Origin of the sequence: Phaeobacter gallaeciensis, from assembly GCF_001678945.1 — a bacterium.
GTDB lineage: Bacteria > Pseudomonadota > Alphaproteobacteria > Rhodobacterales > Rhodobacteraceae > Phycobacter > Phycobacter gallaeciensis_A.
Genome location: NZ_CP015124.1, coordinates 1,675,067 through 1,691,516, shown reverse-complemented (window position 1 = coordinate 1,691,516; position 16,450 = coordinate 1,675,067). Strand labels below are relative to the sequence as shown.

Annotated in this window: 19 protein-coding genes; 9 read left to right on the top strand and 10 right to left on the bottom strand. The window is 62.9% G+C overall.

Annotated elements, in window-relative coordinates; translation table 11 throughout:
* The first annotated feature begins 156 nt into the window (after window positions 1-156).
* The 3 genes from JL2886_RS08130 to JL2886_RS08120 all read left to right on the top strand — a co-directional run bounded on the left by JL2886_RS08130 (window position 157) and on the right by JL2886_RS08120 (window position 4,647).
* Window positions 157-3,612, top strand: coding sequence for a chromosome segregation SMC family protein (locus tag JL2886_RS08130; protein WP_065271551.1), 3,456 nt, complete (start codon window positions 157-159; stop codon window positions 3,610-3,612).
* A gap of 105 nt (window positions 3,613-3,717) precedes the next feature.
* Window positions 3,718-4,191 carry a YbjN domain-containing protein gene (locus JL2886_RS08125; protein ID WP_065271550.1) on the top strand — a complete coding sequence of 158 codons (474 nt, stop codon included), beginning with the start codon at window positions 3,718-3,720 and terminating at the stop codon, window positions 4,189-4,191.
* A gap of 78 nt (window positions 4,192-4,269) precedes the next feature.
* Window positions 4,270-4,647, top strand: a complete 378-nt coding sequence (locus JL2886_RS08120) for a hypothetical protein (protein WP_065271549.1) — start codon at window positions 4,270-4,272, stop codon at window positions 4,645-4,647.
* Here the strand turns inward: JL2886_RS08120 and JL2886_RS08115 are convergent.
* The 4 genes from JL2886_RS08115 to JL2886_RS08100 all read right to left on the bottom strand — a co-directional run bounded on the left by JL2886_RS08115 (window position 4,644) and on the right by JL2886_RS08100 (window position 8,848).
* Window positions 4,644-5,813 carry a lytic murein transglycosylase gene (locus JL2886_RS08115; protein ID WP_065271548.1) on the bottom strand — a complete coding sequence of 390 codons (1,170 nt, stop codon included), beginning with the start codon at window positions 5,811-5,813 and terminating at the stop codon, window positions 4,644-4,646. The two genes, JL2886_RS08120 and JL2886_RS08115, sit on opposite strands and share 4 nt — an antisense overlap.
* Window positions 5,814-5,856: 43 nt before the next feature.
* Window positions 5,857-6,771: an adenosylcobinamide-phosphate synthase CbiB gene (gene cbiB, locus JL2886_RS08110; RefSeq protein ID WP_065271547.1), complete on the bottom strand. Its 915-nt coding sequence runs from the start codon at window positions 6,769-6,771 to the stop codon at window positions 5,857-5,859.
* Window positions 6,768-7,730, bottom strand: coding sequence for a threonine-phosphate decarboxylase (locus JL2886_RS08105; RefSeq protein ID WP_065271546.1), 963 nt, complete (start codon window positions 7,728-7,730; stop codon window positions 6,768-6,770). The genes cbiB and JL2886_RS08105 overlap by 4 nt, the downstream gene beginning before the upstream one ends.
* A gap of 143 nt (window positions 7,731-7,873) precedes the next feature.
* Window positions 7,874-8,848, bottom strand: a complete 975-nt coding sequence (locus JL2886_RS08100) for a glutathione S-transferase family protein (protein ID WP_065271545.1) — start codon at window positions 8,846-8,848, stop codon at window positions 7,874-7,876.
* Between the two features lie 223 nt (window positions 8,849-9,071).
* Here JL2886_RS08100 and JL2886_RS08095 point away from each other — a divergent pair, with 223 nt between their 5' ends.
* Entirely contained in the window at window positions 9,072-9,440 is a 369-nt protein-coding gene (locus JL2886_RS08095) for a hypothetical protein (protein WP_065271544.1), read from the top strand.
* A gap of 93 nt (window positions 9,441-9,533) precedes the next feature.
* Here the strand turns inward: JL2886_RS08095 and JL2886_RS08090 are convergent, their stop codons facing one another.
* Window positions 9,534-10,706 carry a MalY/PatB family protein gene (locus JL2886_RS08090; RefSeq protein WP_065271543.1) on the bottom strand — a complete coding sequence of 391 codons (1,173 nt, stop codon included), beginning with the start codon at window positions 10,704-10,706 and terminating at the stop codon, window positions 9,534-9,536.
* A gap of 98 nt (window positions 10,707-10,804) precedes the next feature.
* Here JL2886_RS08090 and def (JL2886_RS08085) point away from each other — a divergent pair, with 98 nt between their 5' ends.
* The 5 genes from def (JL2886_RS08085) (at window position 10,805) to JL2886_RS08065 (ending at window position 13,613) form a co-directional block, all read left to right on the top strand.
* Entirely contained in the window at window positions 10,805-11,326 is a 522-nt protein-coding gene (gene def / locus JL2886_RS08085; RefSeq protein WP_065271542.1) for a peptide deformylase, read from the top strand.
* Window positions 11,327-11,362: 36 nt separating this feature from the next.
* On the top strand, window positions 11,363-11,869 hold the full coding sequence (def, locus tag JL2886_RS08080; protein WP_065271541.1) for a peptide deformylase: 507 nt from the start codon (window positions 11,363-11,365) through the stop codon (window positions 11,867-11,869).
* The gene (def, locus tag JL2886_RS08075; RefSeq protein WP_065271540.1) at window positions 11,866-12,363 is read left to right on the top strand and encodes a peptide deformylase; all 498 of its coding nucleotides are present in this window, start codon (window positions 11,866-11,868) and stop codon (window positions 12,361-12,363) included. The genes def (JL2886_RS08080) and def (JL2886_RS08075) overlap by 4 nt, the downstream gene beginning before the upstream one ends.
* Before the next feature lie 13 nt (window positions 12,364-12,376).
* Window positions 12,377-13,282 (top strand): methionyl-tRNA formyltransferase, encoded by a 906-nt coding sequence (gene fmt, locus JL2886_RS08070; protein ID WP_065271539.1) that lies wholly within the window; start codon window positions 12,377-12,379, stop codon window positions 13,280-13,282.
* 94 nt (window positions 13,283-13,376) lie between these two features.
* Entirely contained in the window at window positions 13,377-13,613 is a 237-nt protein-coding gene (locus JL2886_RS08065) for a GlsB/YeaQ/YmgE family stress response membrane protein (protein ID WP_065271538.1), read from the top strand.
* Between the two features lie 5 nt (window positions 13,614-13,618).
* Here JL2886_RS08065 and JL2886_RS08060 read toward each other — a convergent pair whose 3' ends face one another.
* From JL2886_RS08060 to JL2886_RS08040, 5 genes are read right to left on the bottom strand one after another with little or no spacing between them, the layout of a single operon-like run.
* A complete protein-coding gene (locus JL2886_RS08060; protein WP_065271537.1) occupies window positions 13,619-14,242 on the bottom strand; it encodes a trimeric intracellular cation channel family protein in 624 nt (207 codons plus the stop codon).
* A 58-nt stretch (window positions 14,243-14,300) separates the two neighbouring features.
* Window positions 14,301-14,771, bottom strand: a complete 471-nt coding sequence (rnhA, locus tag JL2886_RS08055) for a ribonuclease HI (protein WP_065271536.1) — start codon at window positions 14,769-14,771, stop codon at window positions 14,301-14,303.
* A complete protein-coding gene (locus tag JL2886_RS08050; RefSeq protein ID WP_065271535.1) occupies window positions 14,764-15,357 on the bottom strand; it encodes a class I SAM-dependent methyltransferase in 594 nt (197 codons plus the stop codon). The genes rnhA and JL2886_RS08050 overlap by 8 nt, the downstream gene beginning before the upstream one ends.
* A complete protein-coding gene (locus JL2886_RS08045) occupies window positions 15,354-15,806 on the bottom strand; it encodes a DUF3429 domain-containing protein (RefSeq protein ID WP_065271534.1) in 453 nt (150 codons plus the stop codon). The genes JL2886_RS08050 and JL2886_RS08045 overlap by 4 nt, the downstream gene beginning before the upstream one ends.
* Complete coding sequence (locus JL2886_RS08040) at window positions 15,803-16,417, bottom strand: LysE family translocator (RefSeq protein WP_065271533.1); 615 nt, start codon at window positions 16,415-16,417, stop codon at window positions 15,803-15,805. Before JL2886_RS08040 ends, JL2886_RS08045 begins: the two co-directional genes overlap by 4 nt.
* Window positions 16,418-16,450: the final 33 nt, after the last annotated feature.

Genomic DNA, 16,450 nt, shown 5'->3' with positions numbered 1-16,450 from the left:
CCGGAAATTTTTCCCGCTGAGGCTGTATTTCTCGGGATTATCCACAAGATATAGTGGCCAAAGCAGGTAGGTTTGCCCGATTTGGGGGCTGTGGCGTTGACTCAAGACCCGCGAACCTGCTGAGGTTCACTATCACGGAATCACTCAGGGGCGGCTTTGCGCTTTTCCAAACTCAGGCTCAATGGCTTCAAAAGCTTTGTCGATCCGACCGATCTGATCATCGCGGATGGGCTGACCGGCGTTGTCGGGCCGAATGGCTGTGGCAAGTCGAACCTTTTGGAGGCGCTGCGCTGGGTGATGGGCGAAACCCGCGCCCGGGCCATGCGTGGCGGCGGTATGGAGGACGTGATCTTTGCCGGGACGACCTCCCGTTCGGCGCGCAATTTCGCCGAGGTCAGCCTGCAGATCGACAACAGCGACCGGCTGGCACCCTCGGGGTTCAACGACAGCGATCAGCTGGAAATCGTGCGCCGGATCACCCGCGATGTAGGCAGCGCCTATAAATCCAACGGCAAGGATGTGCGCGCGCGGGACGTGCAGATGCTGTTTGCCGATGCCTCGACCGGGGCGCATTCGCCTGCGCTGGTGCGGCAGGGGCAGATTTCCGAACTGATCAATGCCAAACCCAAGGCGCGCCGCCGTATTCTGGAAGAGGCGGCCGGCATCTCGGGCCTTTATCAGCGTCGCCACGAGGCGGAACTGAAGCTGAAGAATACCGAACAGAACCTGCTGCGCGTCGATGATGTGATCGAACAGCTGGCGGCGCAGCTTTCGCAGCTGGCGCGCCAGGCGAAACAGGCGCAGCGCTATCGTGATATCGGGGAGAAACTGCGCCTCGCCGAGGGCATGCTGCTGTACCGCCGCTGGCGTGAGGCAGACGACGCCCGCGCTGCAGCCGAGGAAGAGCTGAGTACCCGCGTCACCAAGGCGGCCAAGGCCGAGGCGCTGAGCCGCGCAGCGGGCGCCAAGCGGGCCGAGGATGAGGCCGCCCTGCCGCCCCTGCGCGAAGAGGAAGCCATCGCGGCGGCAATCCTGCAGCGGCTGATGGTGCAGCGCGATGCGCTCAGCGATCAGGACGCGCAGGCACGCCAGGCCATTGAGCGGCTGACCTCCCGTATTCAGCAGCTCGGCAACGATATCGAGCGCGAGACCGGGCTGAACCGGGATGCGGGCGAAACCATCGAACGGCTGGATTGGGAACAGAGGGAACTGGCCAAGGCCAGCGAAGGCCACGAGGATCGTCTGGCCGAGGCCTCTGATCTGGCGCGCGATGCCGGGCAGATCCTTGAGGCCCGTGAGGACCACCTGTCGCAGGTGACCGAGGATGTTGCCCGTCTTGTGGCCCGTCACCAATCGGCGCGCCGTCTGGTCGAGGATTGCCAGCGCGCGCTGCAACGGGCCACGGATGAAGGCGAAAAATCCCGTGGCGCCCAGGCAGAGGCCGAAGAGGCACTGGAACAAGCAACCGAACGGTTCGAAGAGGCTGTCACTGCCGAGGAAGACGCCCGCGAGGCCGCCGAAGCCGCCGAAGAGGCGCTCGCTGCTGCGGATGAAATGCGCGCGGACACGCAGGAACGCGAGACCGAGGCGCGCGCGCAGCGATCTGAGGCCGAGGGTGAGCTTGGCACCCTGCGGGCCGAGGTCACGGCACTGGCGAAACTGGTGGAACGGGACACCGCTGAAGGCGGCCAGATCCTGGATGAGCTGAGCGTGGCCCCGGGTTATGAAAAGGCGCTTGGCGCGGCGCTCGCCGATGATTTGCGCGCGCCGATGGCCGACGTGGACGGGCCGACCGGCTGGGTCACACTTGCGGGATATGATCGCGATGTGCCTTTGCCTGATGGGGTTGAGCCGCTGGCGAAATATGTGTCTGGCCCGGTGGCGCTGGGGCGGCGGATCGGACAGATCGGATTGGTAGATGGCGACGCCGCGCGCGATCTGCAGTCGCAGCTGCAACCGGGGCAACGTCTGGTAACGCTGGAGGGCGATCTGTGGCGCTGGGATGGCTATCGGTCCTGGGCCGAGGATGCGCCAAGCGCCGCCGCCCTGCGGCTGGAACAGCTGAACCGGCTGGAGGCGCTGAAACAGGATCTGGAACGCGTCGGTGCCCGCGCGGATGGCGCCCGCGCCGCCCATGATGCGCTGCTGCGCAAATTGGAAGAGGTGTCTCAGGCGGATCAGCTGGCTCGCCAGGCCCGCCGCGCCGCCGATCAACGCGTTGCCGATGCCGCCCGGGCGCTGAGCAGGGCGGAGGCTGACCGGAATATGGCCGAGGGCAAGCTGGAAACCCTGGGCATCGCGGTGACCCGGCATGAAGAAGACGCCATGGCCGCCCGCCTGCAATTGACAGATGCCGAGACCGCGCTGGCAGAACTCGGGGATCTGGAGCAGGCCCGCGCCATGGTCGAGGAGATCAAGCAGCAGGTGGAGGCGGCGCGGATTACCATGTTGACCCACCGCTCGGCCCATGATGAGCTGCGCCGCGAAGGCGAAGCACGCACCAAACGGGCGCAGCAGGTCACCAAGGATCTGTCGGGCTGGCGTCACCGACTCGACACTGCCGAGCGCAGGATCGCTGAGTTGGCCGAACGGCGCGAGGCCTCTCAGGAAGAGCTGGAAGACGCCCACGCGGTGCCCGCCGAGATTGCCGAAAAGCGCGAAGAGCTGAACGAGGCCATTGAAGAGGCCGAAGCCCGCAAGGCGGCAGCGACCGATGCGCTGATCGCGGCAGAGGCGGTGCTGCGCGAGACGGTGCAGGCCGAACGCGATTGCGAGCGTCTGGCCTCCGAAGCGCGCGAGGCGCGAGCCAGATCCGAAGCCCGGTTCGAGGCAGCGCGGGAAACCGTGACCCATGCCGCCGAACGGATCGCAGAAGAGCAGAACTGCGCGCCGCAGGCGCTGCTGGAACAGCTTGATACCGACCCCGATCAGATGCCCACGGCCGAGACGCTGGAGGCCGAGGTTTCTCGTCACAAGCGGCAGCGCGATGCGCTGGGCGCGGTGAACCTGCGGGCCGAGGAAGACGCCCGGGAGATCCAGACCGAACATGACGAGCTGGTGTCGGAAAAGCAGGATCTGGAAGAGGCCGTGCGGACCCTGCGCAGTGGCATCGCCAGCCTCAACCGCGAAGGGCGCGAACGGCTGCTGACCGCGTTTGAGCAGGTCAACGCCAGTTTCGCGATGCTGTTCACCCATCTGTTCGGCGGCGGCGAGGCCAACCTCGTAATGGTCGAAAGCGACGATCCGCTGGATGCGGGACTTGAGATCATGTGCCAGCCGCCGGGCAAGAAACTGTCGACCCTGTCGCTGCTCTCCGGTGGTGAGCAGACCCTGACGGCGATGGCGCTGATCTTTGCCGTCTTCCTGTCGAACCCGGCGCCGATCTGTGTGCTGGACGAGGTCGACGCGCCGCTGGATGATGCCAATGTGACCCGGTTCTGCGATCTTCTGGACGAGATGTGCCGCCAGACTGATACCCGGTTCCTGATCATCACCCACCACGCGGTCACCATGGCCCGCATGGACCGGCTGTTCGGGGTGACGATGCAGGAAAAAGGCGTCAGCCAGCTGGTTTCTGTCGATCTGAAAAAGGCAGAAGCGCTGGTCGCCTGATCCGCGGTCTCAGCAGTGCGGCTTTAGGTTGGGGCGCGGGCGACTTCCTTGTGTGGCCGAGACGTCCTGCTTAGGATCGGTACAAGTGTTTTCAGGAGACCTAGTATGTACCCTTCACGATGCCTCGCCATCCTCACGGCCGCTGCGCTGACTCTGCCCATTGCAGCACAGGCCGAACCCGTTTTTGCGACGGATGGCGATAGCCTTTACAGGTTCTTCGAAAATGAAGGGGCAGAGGTCGAAGCGACAACGGACAATGTTGGCGATCCCAAGCTGCGCGTGACTTATTACGGTAGTGATTTCTCAGTCTATTACTATGGCTGTGACAACAACACCGATTGCAACGCCGTCCAGTTCTTTTCCGGCTACCAGACCGAAGGATCGGTACGGCTGGCAAAGATCAATGAATGGAACACGGAGAACCGGTTTGCACGTGCCTATATCTCGGATGAAGGGTCGGCCCGCATCGAGATGGATATCTATCTGGGCCGGGACGGTGTCAGTGCTGATGACTTTGCCCAGCAGGTGTCACTCTGGGCACGGGCGATGAAAGACTTCGAAACCTTCATCGACTGGTAGGCACGCCCGCGGAACAGGTATTTTCGGCGTCACCGGATCGTGACCTGCGCCCGGCGGCTTTTGCGATATACCGGGGGCATGACACGTGTTTCCCTTATTGCCTGCTCTCTTGCCGCCGCCACGATCTGTCTTGGCGCAGGCCCGGCCGATGCGGAAGACTGGAACCTGAAACCCGCCGACCAGCCCTTTGCTCCGTCTGAGCTCGCGGCGCTGCCTGGGCAGGCCTTTGTGTTCTTTGATGACGGAGAGGCGCGGTTCGGCAAGGATGGTGCCTATTCCTATACCAACTCGGCCGCCAATGGCGGGGCCACCAGCTGGGGCAGCTACCGGATCGCACAAGATGGCAGCGTCTGCATCGATTATGTCGACGGGTTTTCGCGCTGCGATCTCTATGTGCACAGCCATGGCCGGGTGGTGCTGATCAACCAGGCTGGCGACAGGTTTCCTGTGCGTTAGAGCCGGTTTAGCAGGGCCGGAGTGGGCCAGGCGTCAGCGGGCAGGCCAAGGCGTTCTTGCTCTTTTTGTACCGCGATCCGGGTCTTGGCGCCCAGAATGCCGTCGATGTCTCCCACGTCGTGACCGCGCGCCTGCAGTTTCTGTTGCAACTGTTTCATCCCGGCGCCGCTGAGGCCCTGATCGGGGCTTCCGGCGTCATAGATCGCCGCGCCTTCCAGCCGGGTGGCGAAATAGGCGGCGGTCATCACGTAGGTAAAGCTTTGGTTCCATTCGAAATAGACATCGAAATTGGGATAGGCGAGGAAGGCAGGTCCCTTATGGCCCTGCGGGACGATCAGCGAGGCGCGCATGGCTGGATCGGGCAGGCGCCCTTCGCGGGGCACGATGCCCATCCGCTGCCAGTCCGCCACCGACAGCTTGTGCGCAGGTCCGGTGAGCGACAGGTCCAGACCCTTGGGCAGCGTCACCTCCTGAATCCAGGGCTGACCCGGCTGCCAGCCCAGATGCGACAGCATCTTGGCTCCCGACATCAGGGCATCCGGCGCCGAGGTTTTCAGGGTGACATGCCCGTCGCCATCGGCATCAACGCCATTGTCCAGAATATCCCGGGGCAGCATCTGTACCATGCCGATCTCTCCGGCCCAGGCGCCAGTGGTGCGGGCCGGGTCAAAATCGCCGTGCCGGAACAGCTCAAGCGCGGCAAAAATCTGCGGGCGGAACAATTCGGGGCGGCGGCAATCGTGGGACAGGGTAACCAGCGCATTGCGGGTGTTGAAATCGCCCTGAAAGGCGCCAAAGTCCGTTTCAAACGCCCAGAACGCCAATAGCACACCGCGGTTGATGCCGTAGGTGTTTTCGATGCGGCGGAAGGTGCTGTCATGCTTTTTCGACATGGCCCGGCCCCGGTCGATCCGGTTCTGGGAAATCAGTCGCCGCGAAAACTCGATGAAGGGTTTCTGAAACACACCCTGCGCCCGGTCTGCGCGCAGCACCTTGGGGTCCCGTTTGGTGCCTTTGAAGAACGCATTCACGGTGGCAGCATCGTAGCCAGCGGTCACCGCTTCCTGTTTCAGACCCTGTACGAAGTCAGAGAAGCTGCCGCCACATTGGGCGAAGGCGCCGGTGGGCAGCATCGCGGCTGCCAGGGCCAGGATCAGTTTGCGCATGTCTTGGGCGTCCTTTCTAGACCGTGATTGCCCCAAGTGTGTGCTAGAAGATTACCGCAATAGCAACCGTCAGCAGCAGGCCAAGCCCCCAGGTTTTCCAAAGCATCTCGGTGCAGCGCCGAATTGCCTCGGCGCCGATGCCTTTGGCACCATCTTCGTGCACCCAGGGAAATTCTTGCATCTCGCCGTCATAGGAACGCGGTCCGGATAGGGCCGCATCCAGCGCCCGCGCCATGGCGGCCTCGGGCCAGCCGGCATTCGGGGAGCGATGCTTGCGGGCGTCCTCGGCAATCGCGGACCAGTCCCGCAAGGTTCCTCCGGACAGCGCCATCAAAAGCGACGTCAGCCGCGCCGGGATCCAGTTCACCAGGTCATCGAGCCGCGCCGCCGCCCAGCCAAAGTCGCGATAACGCGCGTTGCGGTAGCCGATCATGCTGTCGGCGGTGTTGATCATCTTGTAGGCCAGCAATCCGGGCAGCCCGGCGATCAGAAACCAGAAGGCGGGGGCGATCACACCGTCTGACATGTTTTCGGCGCCGCTTTCGATGGCAGCGCGGGCGACCTGCGGTCCGGTCATCTCGGTGGTGTCGCGGCTGACGATCATGGCAACTGCCGCGCGCCCGCCGTGCAGACCGTCCTTTTGCAGGCCCTGAACCACCGCCTGTAGATGATCGCAGAGCGAGCGCTGGGCGATCAGGATTGCGGCCACGAGGATCTCCATCAAGGCGCCAAAGAGTGACAGCAGCCAACCGATCAGCAGTCCGGTGATGACAAGGACCAGAACGGCGACCACGCCCTTGGCCCGGCGCCCGGCGCCGGAGTTGAGCCCTGCATCGAGGGCACCAACCAGTTGCCCCATCAGCACCGCCGGATGCGGTAATCTGTTCCACAGCCAACGGGGTTCCCCCAGAATGGCATCTAGGATCAGGGCGGGGATCAGAAGGGTTGCGGTGATCAAAGGGCGGCCTCCAGCCGGTCCCAGCCTGCTGCCGGAGGCAGGCCAAGGCGCAGGTAGGTGTCTGAATAGGGGAAAATGCGGCTCCAGATATGGGCGCGCGCCAGTCGCTGCTGCCAGGCGGCGGCATCATCGATGTGATAGAGACGGAACAGATCGGTGCCGCCTGCCAGTTCCGCGCCTTTGGGTAGGATCATGTCGTCCATCCGAGCAGCGTCCTCAGCCAGCCTTGCCCGGGTCTGTGCCGCCCAATCGGTATCCGACAGCGCCTGGATCCCGGTCTTTAGCGCCGGGCCTGACACCGACCAAGGGCCTTGCAGTTCGGACAGGCGGGAGATCAGCTCAGGATCGCCAATGGCAAAGCCAAGGCGCAGACCGGCCAGTCCCCAGAACTTGCCAAAGCTTTTCAACACCAGCGTGCCGGGTTCTGCCGCCAGATGGATCAGGCTCTGATCTGGGCAGATGTCGCAGAAGCTTTCATCGATGATACGGAAGGGCGCAGCCAGCTCTTCGGCTTGCCACTGGCGGCCGGTCGGATTGTTGGGGTGTACCGCGACGCAGGCTTCGGCGGGGCCTTGGCCCGTGACGCTCCAGCCATGGGCGCGAAAGGCGGCCGCGTGTTCGTTATAGGTCGGTGTCTCAATCCGCACCCAGCGCGGATCGGCCAGCGCAGGGGCCAGGGCAATCAGGGAGGAGGCACCGGGGGCAGAAAGGATCTCGGCTCCTTCCGGAACGTTCCAGAACCGGCGCGCTGCCTGATGCAGATCGTGGCTTGCAGCGCTGTCAGGCAGCGCCGACCAATCGGCTTCTGTGAAACATGGAAGCGGGTAGGGGGCCGGGTTGATGCCGGTGGAGAGGTCGATCCAACCCTCCCGTGTCCCGCCGTATTGTTCCATCGCGGCCGCGAGATTGCCGCCGTGATCGCGCTGCGCGTTCTTGCTTGCTGTATTGCTTGCTACCATTGCAGGCCCTGACTCGTGAAAAGGCCACGGGACATCCCGGTGCCGGACCCGGGCCGTATGAAACAGCCCGGGTGATAAGGCAACCGAATGTCGCAATCAGAAGCTGCAATGCAGGCCCGAAAGCCCCAAAAGTAAGGAATTCCTTAGCCTCGCCCGTGCGGTTCCAGCCAGTCGATCACCGGGTTGATGGGCAGAATCCGGTTCGGGTTAATGGTGTCATGGCTAAAGTGATAGTGGCGCACGATGTGATCCATCCCGATGGTCTGCTGCACACCGGGCCACTGATACAGTTCGCGCGTATAGGCCCAGAGGTTCGGGTAATCGATGATGCGCTTGCGGTTGCATTTGAAATGCAGGTGATAGACCGGATCGAACCGCAGGAGGGTGGTGAACAGGCGCCAGTCGGCCTCGGTCACGCGTGTGCCCAGCAGGTAACGATGCTCGGACAGGAGGTCCTCCAGCCAGTCCAGCGTGTCGAAGAGCGGGGTGACTGCCTCGTCATAGGCGGCCTGACTGGTGGCAAAGCCGCAGCGGTAGACGCCATTGTTCACCGTGTCATAGACGCGCGCGTTAACTGCTTCGATCGGCTCCCGCAGCTCCTCGGGCCAGTAATCGTCCCGGTTACCGGTCAGATCATCAAAGGCCGAGTTGAACATGCGGATGATTTCCGAGCTTTCGTTCGACACGATGGTTTCGCGCCGCTTGTCCCAGAGGATCGGCACCGTGACGCGCCCGGAATAGGTCGGATCGGCGCGGGTGTAGATCTCGTAGGCGTAATCGTGACCGAACAGGGTGTCGCCGGTGGCACCATGTTCGTCTTTCTCAAAGGTCCAGCCCCGGTCCAGCATGTCGGGATGCACCACTGAGACTGAGATATGGTCGGTCAGCTCTTTCAACTGGCGAAAGATCAGCGTCCGGTGGGCCCAGGGGCAGGCGAGAGAGACATAGAGGTGATACCGCCCGCTTTCGGCGGCAAATCCCGAATCGCCCGATGGTCCGGCGCTGCCATCCGCCGTAATCCAGTTGCGAAACTGCGATACGGAGCGTTCAAAGGCGCCGCCTGTGGATTTGGTATCATACCATTTGTCGTGCCAGGTACCGTCGATCAAAAGACCCATTGTTTTCGCTCCTTCCGTTCCATGCCCGCAAACTAGGCACTTCGGAGGGGGTCGCCCATGCCGACAGGCGCGCAGCCTCCCTGCGGATCTGCACAACCTGCAGGAAGCAGTAGCCACGGGCGCCGCAGCATTGAAAAAAGTTCACTTGATTTTAGGCAATTATGAGTCACCCTAGAGAGGCTCAGCAGAGCCGATCAGATGATCCACCGGAAAGGCAGATGCCATGACCACCTATGTTCCGAAAGCCGTTCAAGAGGCGCTGGACGCCGCCCGCGTTCAGGGGCTGAAAAAGAAAAGCCGCCTGCGCGTGCAGGTCGGAGAGTCGCAGTTTCCGGTTCTGCGCATGTGGAAGACCGGTTTTTCGGTAGAAGAGGCAACCGCGCCGCAACTGCGGGGCCTCGTCGATCTCTATGATGGTGCCCGCCACATCTCGCAGTGCCTGATCGTCGCCTCTGAGGCGGAGGGCGGCGAAATGCGGTACGAGTTCAAGCGTTCCACTGCTGCCGCCGAAACCGCGCCGCTGGATTTCTATCGCGCCCCGGACGCGCCGGTGGCTCTGATCGCTTATGACGGGGTGCATGGCGAGGCCTGAACCGAGCCCGCTCTGACCTCTTCCAATTCCGAGCCCGAAGATCGGGCCGATATTTTCGGGCGCAGCGTGATCGCTGCGCCCGCTTCTGTGGAATTACTGCAGATCCGAGAAAGCCTCGGTCAGGCGGCGGCAGGCTTCCTCGATGCGGGAACGCTGGGTGCCGAGGTTGAACCGCAGGAAGTTCTCGCCCCCGGTGCCAAAGGTGGTGCCGTGGTTGGCGGCGATCTTTGCGCCCTGTTCGACCCGTTTGGTGAATTCCTCGCGGCTCATCCCGGTGCCGGAGAAATCGACCCAGGACAGGTAGGTGGCCGCCAGCGGCATCGAGGACAGGCCGGGGATCTTTTCGATCGCTGCGTCAAAGACCTTCCGGTTGCCATCCAGATAGGCGATCAGCTGGTCTGCCCATGCGGCGCCCTCGGGGGAATAGGCGGCAGCGGTGGCGTATTGCCCGGCCGAATTCGGCGCCAGCGCCAGGGCCAGCATGCGGCGCTGGAATTGTTCGCGCAGATGCGGGTCGGGGATGATCACCTGACCGGTGTGCAGCCCGGCAAAGTTAAAGGTCTTCGACGGTGCGGTCAGCATCAAGAGCCGTTCGGTCACCTCGGGCACGGCGTTCTGCATCGGGATGTGGGTGTGGCCGGGATAGACCAGATCGTGGTGGATCTCGTCCGACAACAGGATCAGGTCATGGCGTTTGGCGAAATCCGCAACCGCCTGCAGCTCTTCCTGGGTCCAGACGCGGCCGCCCGGATTGTGCGGCGAGCAGAGGATCACCATCTTCTCTTTGCCGGTCATCTGGGCGTCATAGGCGTCGAAATCCATCTCGTAACGACCGTCGTTGTTGGTCATCAGGCATTCGACCACTTCGCGGCCCGCATTGCGGATCACCTTGGCAAAGGCGTGGTAGACCGGGGTGAACAGCACGATGCCATCGCCCGGCTGGGTGAAGGTATCAAGGCACATGCCGACACCGTTCACGAGACCGGTTGTGGTGAAGATCGCATCGGCCTCGACCTGCCAGCCGTGGCGGTTCTGCATCCACCATTGGATTGCGTTTTTGTAGGGCTCGTCGCAGTTTACATAACCATAGACGCCGTGATCTGCCATTTCGCGCATCTTGTCGGTGACTGCAGGGGGCACCGGGAAATCCATATCGGCCACCCACATCGCAAGCCCTTCATCGGGCGAGACGCCATAAAGGCTCTCCATCATGTCCCATTTGGCGCAATGGGTGCCGCGACGGTCGATCAGGGTGTCAAAATCCATGGTTTAAACTCCGGTTGTTTGGCAGAGAAGCTACGCACAATGACGCTGCGCGCAAGGGGGGCGTTGCAGGGCGGGGTGCAATCGCCTAAATCAAGCGCATGAAACGTCCTATCCTGATCCATCCCGACCCCCGCCTGAAAAAGGTTTGCGTACCGGTTGCCGATATTTCGGACGATCTGCGCACCCTGGCTGATGACATGCTGGAAACCATGTATGCGGCGCCGGGCATCGGTCTGGCGGCGCCGCAGGTTGGCATCCTGCAACGGGTGATCGCACTGGATTGCGCCAAGGAAGGCGAGGGCGATGCGCGCCCGCTGGTGATGTTCAACCCCGCTGTTATTGCCTCTTCGGACGAAACCAACGTCTACGAGGAAGGCTGCCTGTCGATCCCCGAGCAATACGCCGAAGTCACCCGCCCCAAAGAGGTCGAGGTGGAATGGATGGACCGGGACGGCAATGCGCAGCGGGAAACCTTTGACGGGCTCTGGGCGACCTGCGTGCAGCACGAGATCGATCATCTGAACGGAAAACTGTTCATCGATTATCTGAAACCGCTGAAGCGGCAGATGATCACCCGCAAGATGCAAAAGCTGAAACGCGAGCGCGCCCGGGAGCAGTAAGGCTCTGACCGGAATGTTGAAAGAGGGGGCTTGCCCATGGCCGTTTTACCGATCCTGAAATGGCCTGATCCGCGGCTCAGCCAGCACTGCGCCCCGGTGGAGCAGGAGCAGCTCGACGATCTGATCGCCGACATGTTCGACACAATGTACGCCGCCAATGGCCGGGGTCTGGCTGCGCCGCAGGTGGGGGTGCTGAAACGCCTCTTCGTGATGGATTGCACCTGGAAAGAGGGGAAACGCTCTCCGATGGTGATGATCAACCCGTCGATCATGGCGGTGGAACGCGTGCCGGTGACGATGGAAGAAGGCTGCCTGTCGATCCCCGGTGTCATGGTTCCGGTCGAACGCCCCGTGGCGGTCACCGTGCAATGGACCGCTGCGGAAGGGGACATCCACATGGCCGATTTTGATGGGTTCGAGGCCCGTTGCATCCAGCATGAATTCGACCATCTGAACGGCACCGTGACCTTTGACCATCTCGATCCCGAAGCCCGCTCTGCGGTCGAGGCCGAATACAACGCCCTGAAAGGGACTTCCGAATGACTGTCCGCCCCTGCCTGCCCTGGCCCGACAAACGCCTGCGTACTCGCGCCGAAGAGGTGAGCGAGATCACAGATGAGATCCGGCAGATTTGGCAGGACATGATCGACACGATGGAGGCGATGCCGGGCGTTGGCCTTGGCGCCAACCAGATTGGCGTGATGCTGCGCCTTGCGGTGGTGGATGGCTCGACCGAGCGCGGCAAGGCAGTACGGATGGCGAACCCCGAGATCCTGCATGCCTCCACCCAGCTGCGCGAACACGATGAAGCCTCGCCCAACCTGCCGGGCGTGTCGGCCAAGGTGAAACGTCCCCGGGCCGTCACCGTGCGCTACATGGACGAGAGCGGCGAGATCACCGAGCGGGATTTCGTCGGGATCGAGGCGACCTCGGTGCAGCACCAGATCGACCACCTCGATGGCAAGCTCTATATCGACCGTCTCAGCAAGGTGAAGCGCGACATGCTGATCCGCAAATCCAAGAAACTGACTGGCTAAGGGGGCAGGCACCATGCGCGTCATCTTTATGGGAACGCCCGATTTTTCCGTGCCGGTTCTGGATGCGCTGGTGGATGCGGGGCACGAGATCGCTGCCGTCTATTGCCAGCCGCCGCGCCCGGCAGGACGCGGCAAGAAGGACCGCCCAACGCCGGTCCATGCCCGGGCCGAGGCGCTGGGCCTTGACGTGCGCCATCCAGTCTCGCTGAAAGGCGCCGAGGAACAAGCTGAGTTTGCTGCGCTCGGCGCGGATGTCGCCGTGGTGGTGGCCTATGGGCTGATCCTGCCGCAGGCGGTGCTGGATGCGCCGAAACATGGCTGTCTCAATATCCACGCCAGCCTGTTGCCGCGCTGGCGCGGGGCGGCGCCGATCCACCGTGCCATCATGGCTGGGGACGCGGAGACGGGCATCTGCATCATGCAGATGGAGGCAGGACTGGATACCGGCCCGGTGCTGCTGCGCCGCGCTACCGCCATTGAGGCCGAAGAAACCACTGCGCAGTTGCACGACCGCCTGTCCGCGATGGGCGCTGGCCTGATCGTTGAGGCGCTGGAGAAGCTGACCGAGCTTGTGCCTGAGGTGCAGCCCGAAGACGGTGTCACCTACGCCAGCAAGATCGACAAGAGCGAGGCGCAGATCGACTGGTCGCGCCCGGCGGAAGATGTGGATCGCAAGATCCGCGGACTGTCGCCCTTCCCCGGCGCCTGGTGTGAGATTGACGGACAGCGGGTAAAACTGCTTGCCTCGCGCCTTGCTGATGGCAGCGGCGAAGCAGGTGAGGTGCTGGACGATAGCCTGACCGTTGCCTGCGGCAGCGGCGCGGTCGAGCTGTTGCGCCTGCAGCGTGCGGGCAAGGGCGCGCAGGATCGCGAGATCTTTCTGCGTGGCTTTCCGGTGGCAAAGGGCGTCAGGCTTTAACGGGTCTGCTGCGTCTTTCCTTTGCCGGGCGTGAATGCCATCCTCTTCTCTAACGGGGCGCTGATCCTCGTGCCAAGCCATTGGAGGAAATCAGATGTCCATTGTCGCGCTTATCATCATCGGGGCCGCAGCCGGGTTTCTGGCGACGCGGATGATGCGGATCGAGGCGGATATCATCACCACCGTGGCGATCGGCATCGCGGGCGCCCTGATTGGCGGGTTGGTACTGCGCACGCTGCTGGCGGTGATGGGGATGCTCTCCGGTCTGGTCGGGGCGGTGCTGGGGGCGCTGCTGCTGATCTGGCTCTGGCAGAAATACCTGCAAAAGTAGCAGCCTCAGCTGCGCGGCGGTCGGCTTTTGTAGACTGGCAGGTGCCAGCCAAAGGCGATGGACCCCGCGCGAAGTCCCCAGCAGACAGCCCCACAGGCCAGCAGGGCAGGCCCGGTGTCCAGCCGCGCCCAGATGGCGGTTACGGCAGTGATCGCCCCCGCCATGGCGCAGGAGATGTAAAGCTCGCCCTGTTTTAGCACCAGCGGCACCTCGTTGCAGACCACATCGCGCATCAACCCGCCGAGCGATCCGGTTGCCATGCCCATCAAGACCACGATCACCGGCGGTTTGCCCATGGCAAGCGCGGCGCCGGTGCCCGCCGGGACCGCCACGGCAAGGGCAAAACTGTCGAGCCAGATCACCCATTTCATCCGGCTTTCCACCAGATGGGCGGTGACAAAGACGATACCGGCCGCGCCCGCCGCCAGCAGGATGAAATTGGGATCATCCACCCAGAACACCGGGTGCCGGTCCAGCAACAGATCGCGCACCGTACCGCCACCGACCGCAGTCAAGCAGGCCACAAAGGCAAAGCCGACGACATCAAGCTGTGCCCGGCTGGCCACCAGCGCGCCGGTCAGGGCAAAGACCAGCACCGAAGCGTAATCAAGCAGGGTCAGAAAACTCATGGTCGCAATAACCCTTGGGCGGTGCTGCGGAGTTGGCCGGGCCGGGGAGAGTTCCCTCTCAGGCCGATTTACGTTTGCCGGGTTTGAAAGGTGCCATGCCGGCGCGGGCCAGCTCATCGGCGCGTTCGTTTTCGGGATGACCGGCGTGGCCCTTGACCCATTCCCATGTCACGTCGTGCTGGTGCTGCGCCGCATCCAGACGCTGCCACAGCTCGGCGTTTTTCACGGGTTTCTTGGCAGCGTTCTTCCAGCCGTTCTTCTTCCAGCCGAAGATCCAGCCGGTGATGCCGTTCTTCACGTAGTTACTGTCAGTAACGATGGTAATTTTCGTCGGACGGCTGAGGCTCTCCAGCGCGTTGATCGCCGCCAGAAGCTCCATCCGGTTATTTGTGGTCTCTGGCTCGCCGCCCTTCAGCTCGCGTTCCTTGACGATCTCATCGCCGTCCATCGCGCGCAGCAGCACGCCCCAGCCGCCGGGACCGGGATTGCCCGAGCAGGCGCCATCGGTATAGGCAAACAGATCAGCCATGGGTGGCCACCGAAATCCAGTGGGAAACCGAGCCATCCAGTCCGGGGCCTTTGCCGTGGCTGCGGTCCAGAGGGGTGAAACCGGCGGTGGTCAGCAGATCGATCAATTCGTCTTCCTCGTAGTAGGTGTAAAGGCGGCCAATGGTGTCGCGGGCCTCGCCTTTACCGAGCTTGAGCGCAATGTAAAAGGCGCCATTGGGTTTCAATGCCCGGTGGATATCCTGCAGATGCCGGGGCATGTCGCTGCGCGGGGCGTGCAGCAGGCTGAAGTTGGCCCAGATCCCGTCGTAGATCCCGTCTCCGGTGATCTCGTCAAAGCGCGCTTGCCGGGCGTTGACGCCGTCAATCTGCGCGGCAAGGGCAGTCATTTCGGCGGAGGCATCCGTGGCGTCCACCCGCAGGCCTGCCTCTGCCATCACCCCGGCCGAGGTGCCCGGCCCGCAGCCCAGATCCAGAACCCGGCCATTCGCAGGGCAGGCCGCGATAAAGGCGGCTAGCCTAGGATCGCTGCTGAGGTAGTCCTGGTTCAGCGCGGCGTAGTCTTTCGCGCGGGCATCATAGACCTTGATGGTTTCGGTATCGCTCACAGGTATACTCCGGCAGAGAGGGAGAGGATGACCACCAGCGTCAGCAGCACCCGCAGACGCAGCCACCAGTGCGGGGTCAGGTTCCAGATGGAAAAGACGCAGTCCAGCAGCAGCAGCCCTGCGAAACCGTAGATCAGGTTGGTCCCGGCGCTCAACGGTCCGCCGCCGGTCATGAAGAACGCCCAGAGGGCAGGGATCACCGACAGGGTGTACCCGGCGGCGGCCTTGGTGCCGCTCGTCTTTGTGGCAAAACCCCAGAGAACGCCGGACATGAAGCTTAGGATCACTGAGCCATAGAAAAGCTGTACATAGGGACCGACGAACCTTGGGCCCAAATGGCTGCTGCCCCAGGCCTGCAGGTCGGGCAGCCACAGCGTGGTTGCGCCCCAGACAAAGGGGATCAGACCGGTGAGGCCCAGGATCAGAGGGACAAGCGGGATACGGTTCATGCCCGTTCTGCCGCCAGCCGCACGGCAAGAGCGGCAAAAATCGCGGCAAAGCCACGGTTCAGCCAAGTCAGCACCCGTTCAGAGCCAAGAACGAAGTCGCGGGCCTTGGCGGCAAAGACGCCATAAAGAACAAAAACCACAAAGGTCAGCACCATGAATACGGCGCCGAGAAGGGTCATCTCGGCGGTGGCGCTCTCCGGGATGCCCGACAGGAAGGGCGGCAGCAGAGCGAGGAAGAAGACCGACAGTTTCGGGTTCAGGATATTGATCAGCGCGCCGCGCCGGGCGATGCGCAGGCCTGATTGCGGGCGGCTGTCCGACGTGATCGAGAGGGCACCACCGGATTTCAGCGCCTGCCAGGCCAGATACAGCAGATAGGCAACCCCTGCCAGTTTGACGACCTGAAACAGCAGGGCGGAACTGTGCAGCACGGCAGCAAGGCCTAACGTTGCAGCTGCCAGATGGGGAAGGATGCCGAAGGTACAGCCAAGCGCCGCCCAGAGGGCAGCCCGCGTTCCCTGGCCAAGCCCAAGTGCCAGCGTGTAGACGACCCCGGTGCCGGGCGCGATGACAACCACAAGGGCGGTGATCAGGAACTGCATTGAAATCATCTCTCGGGCCTCCTTGCGGCGCAGTGGTGTTGA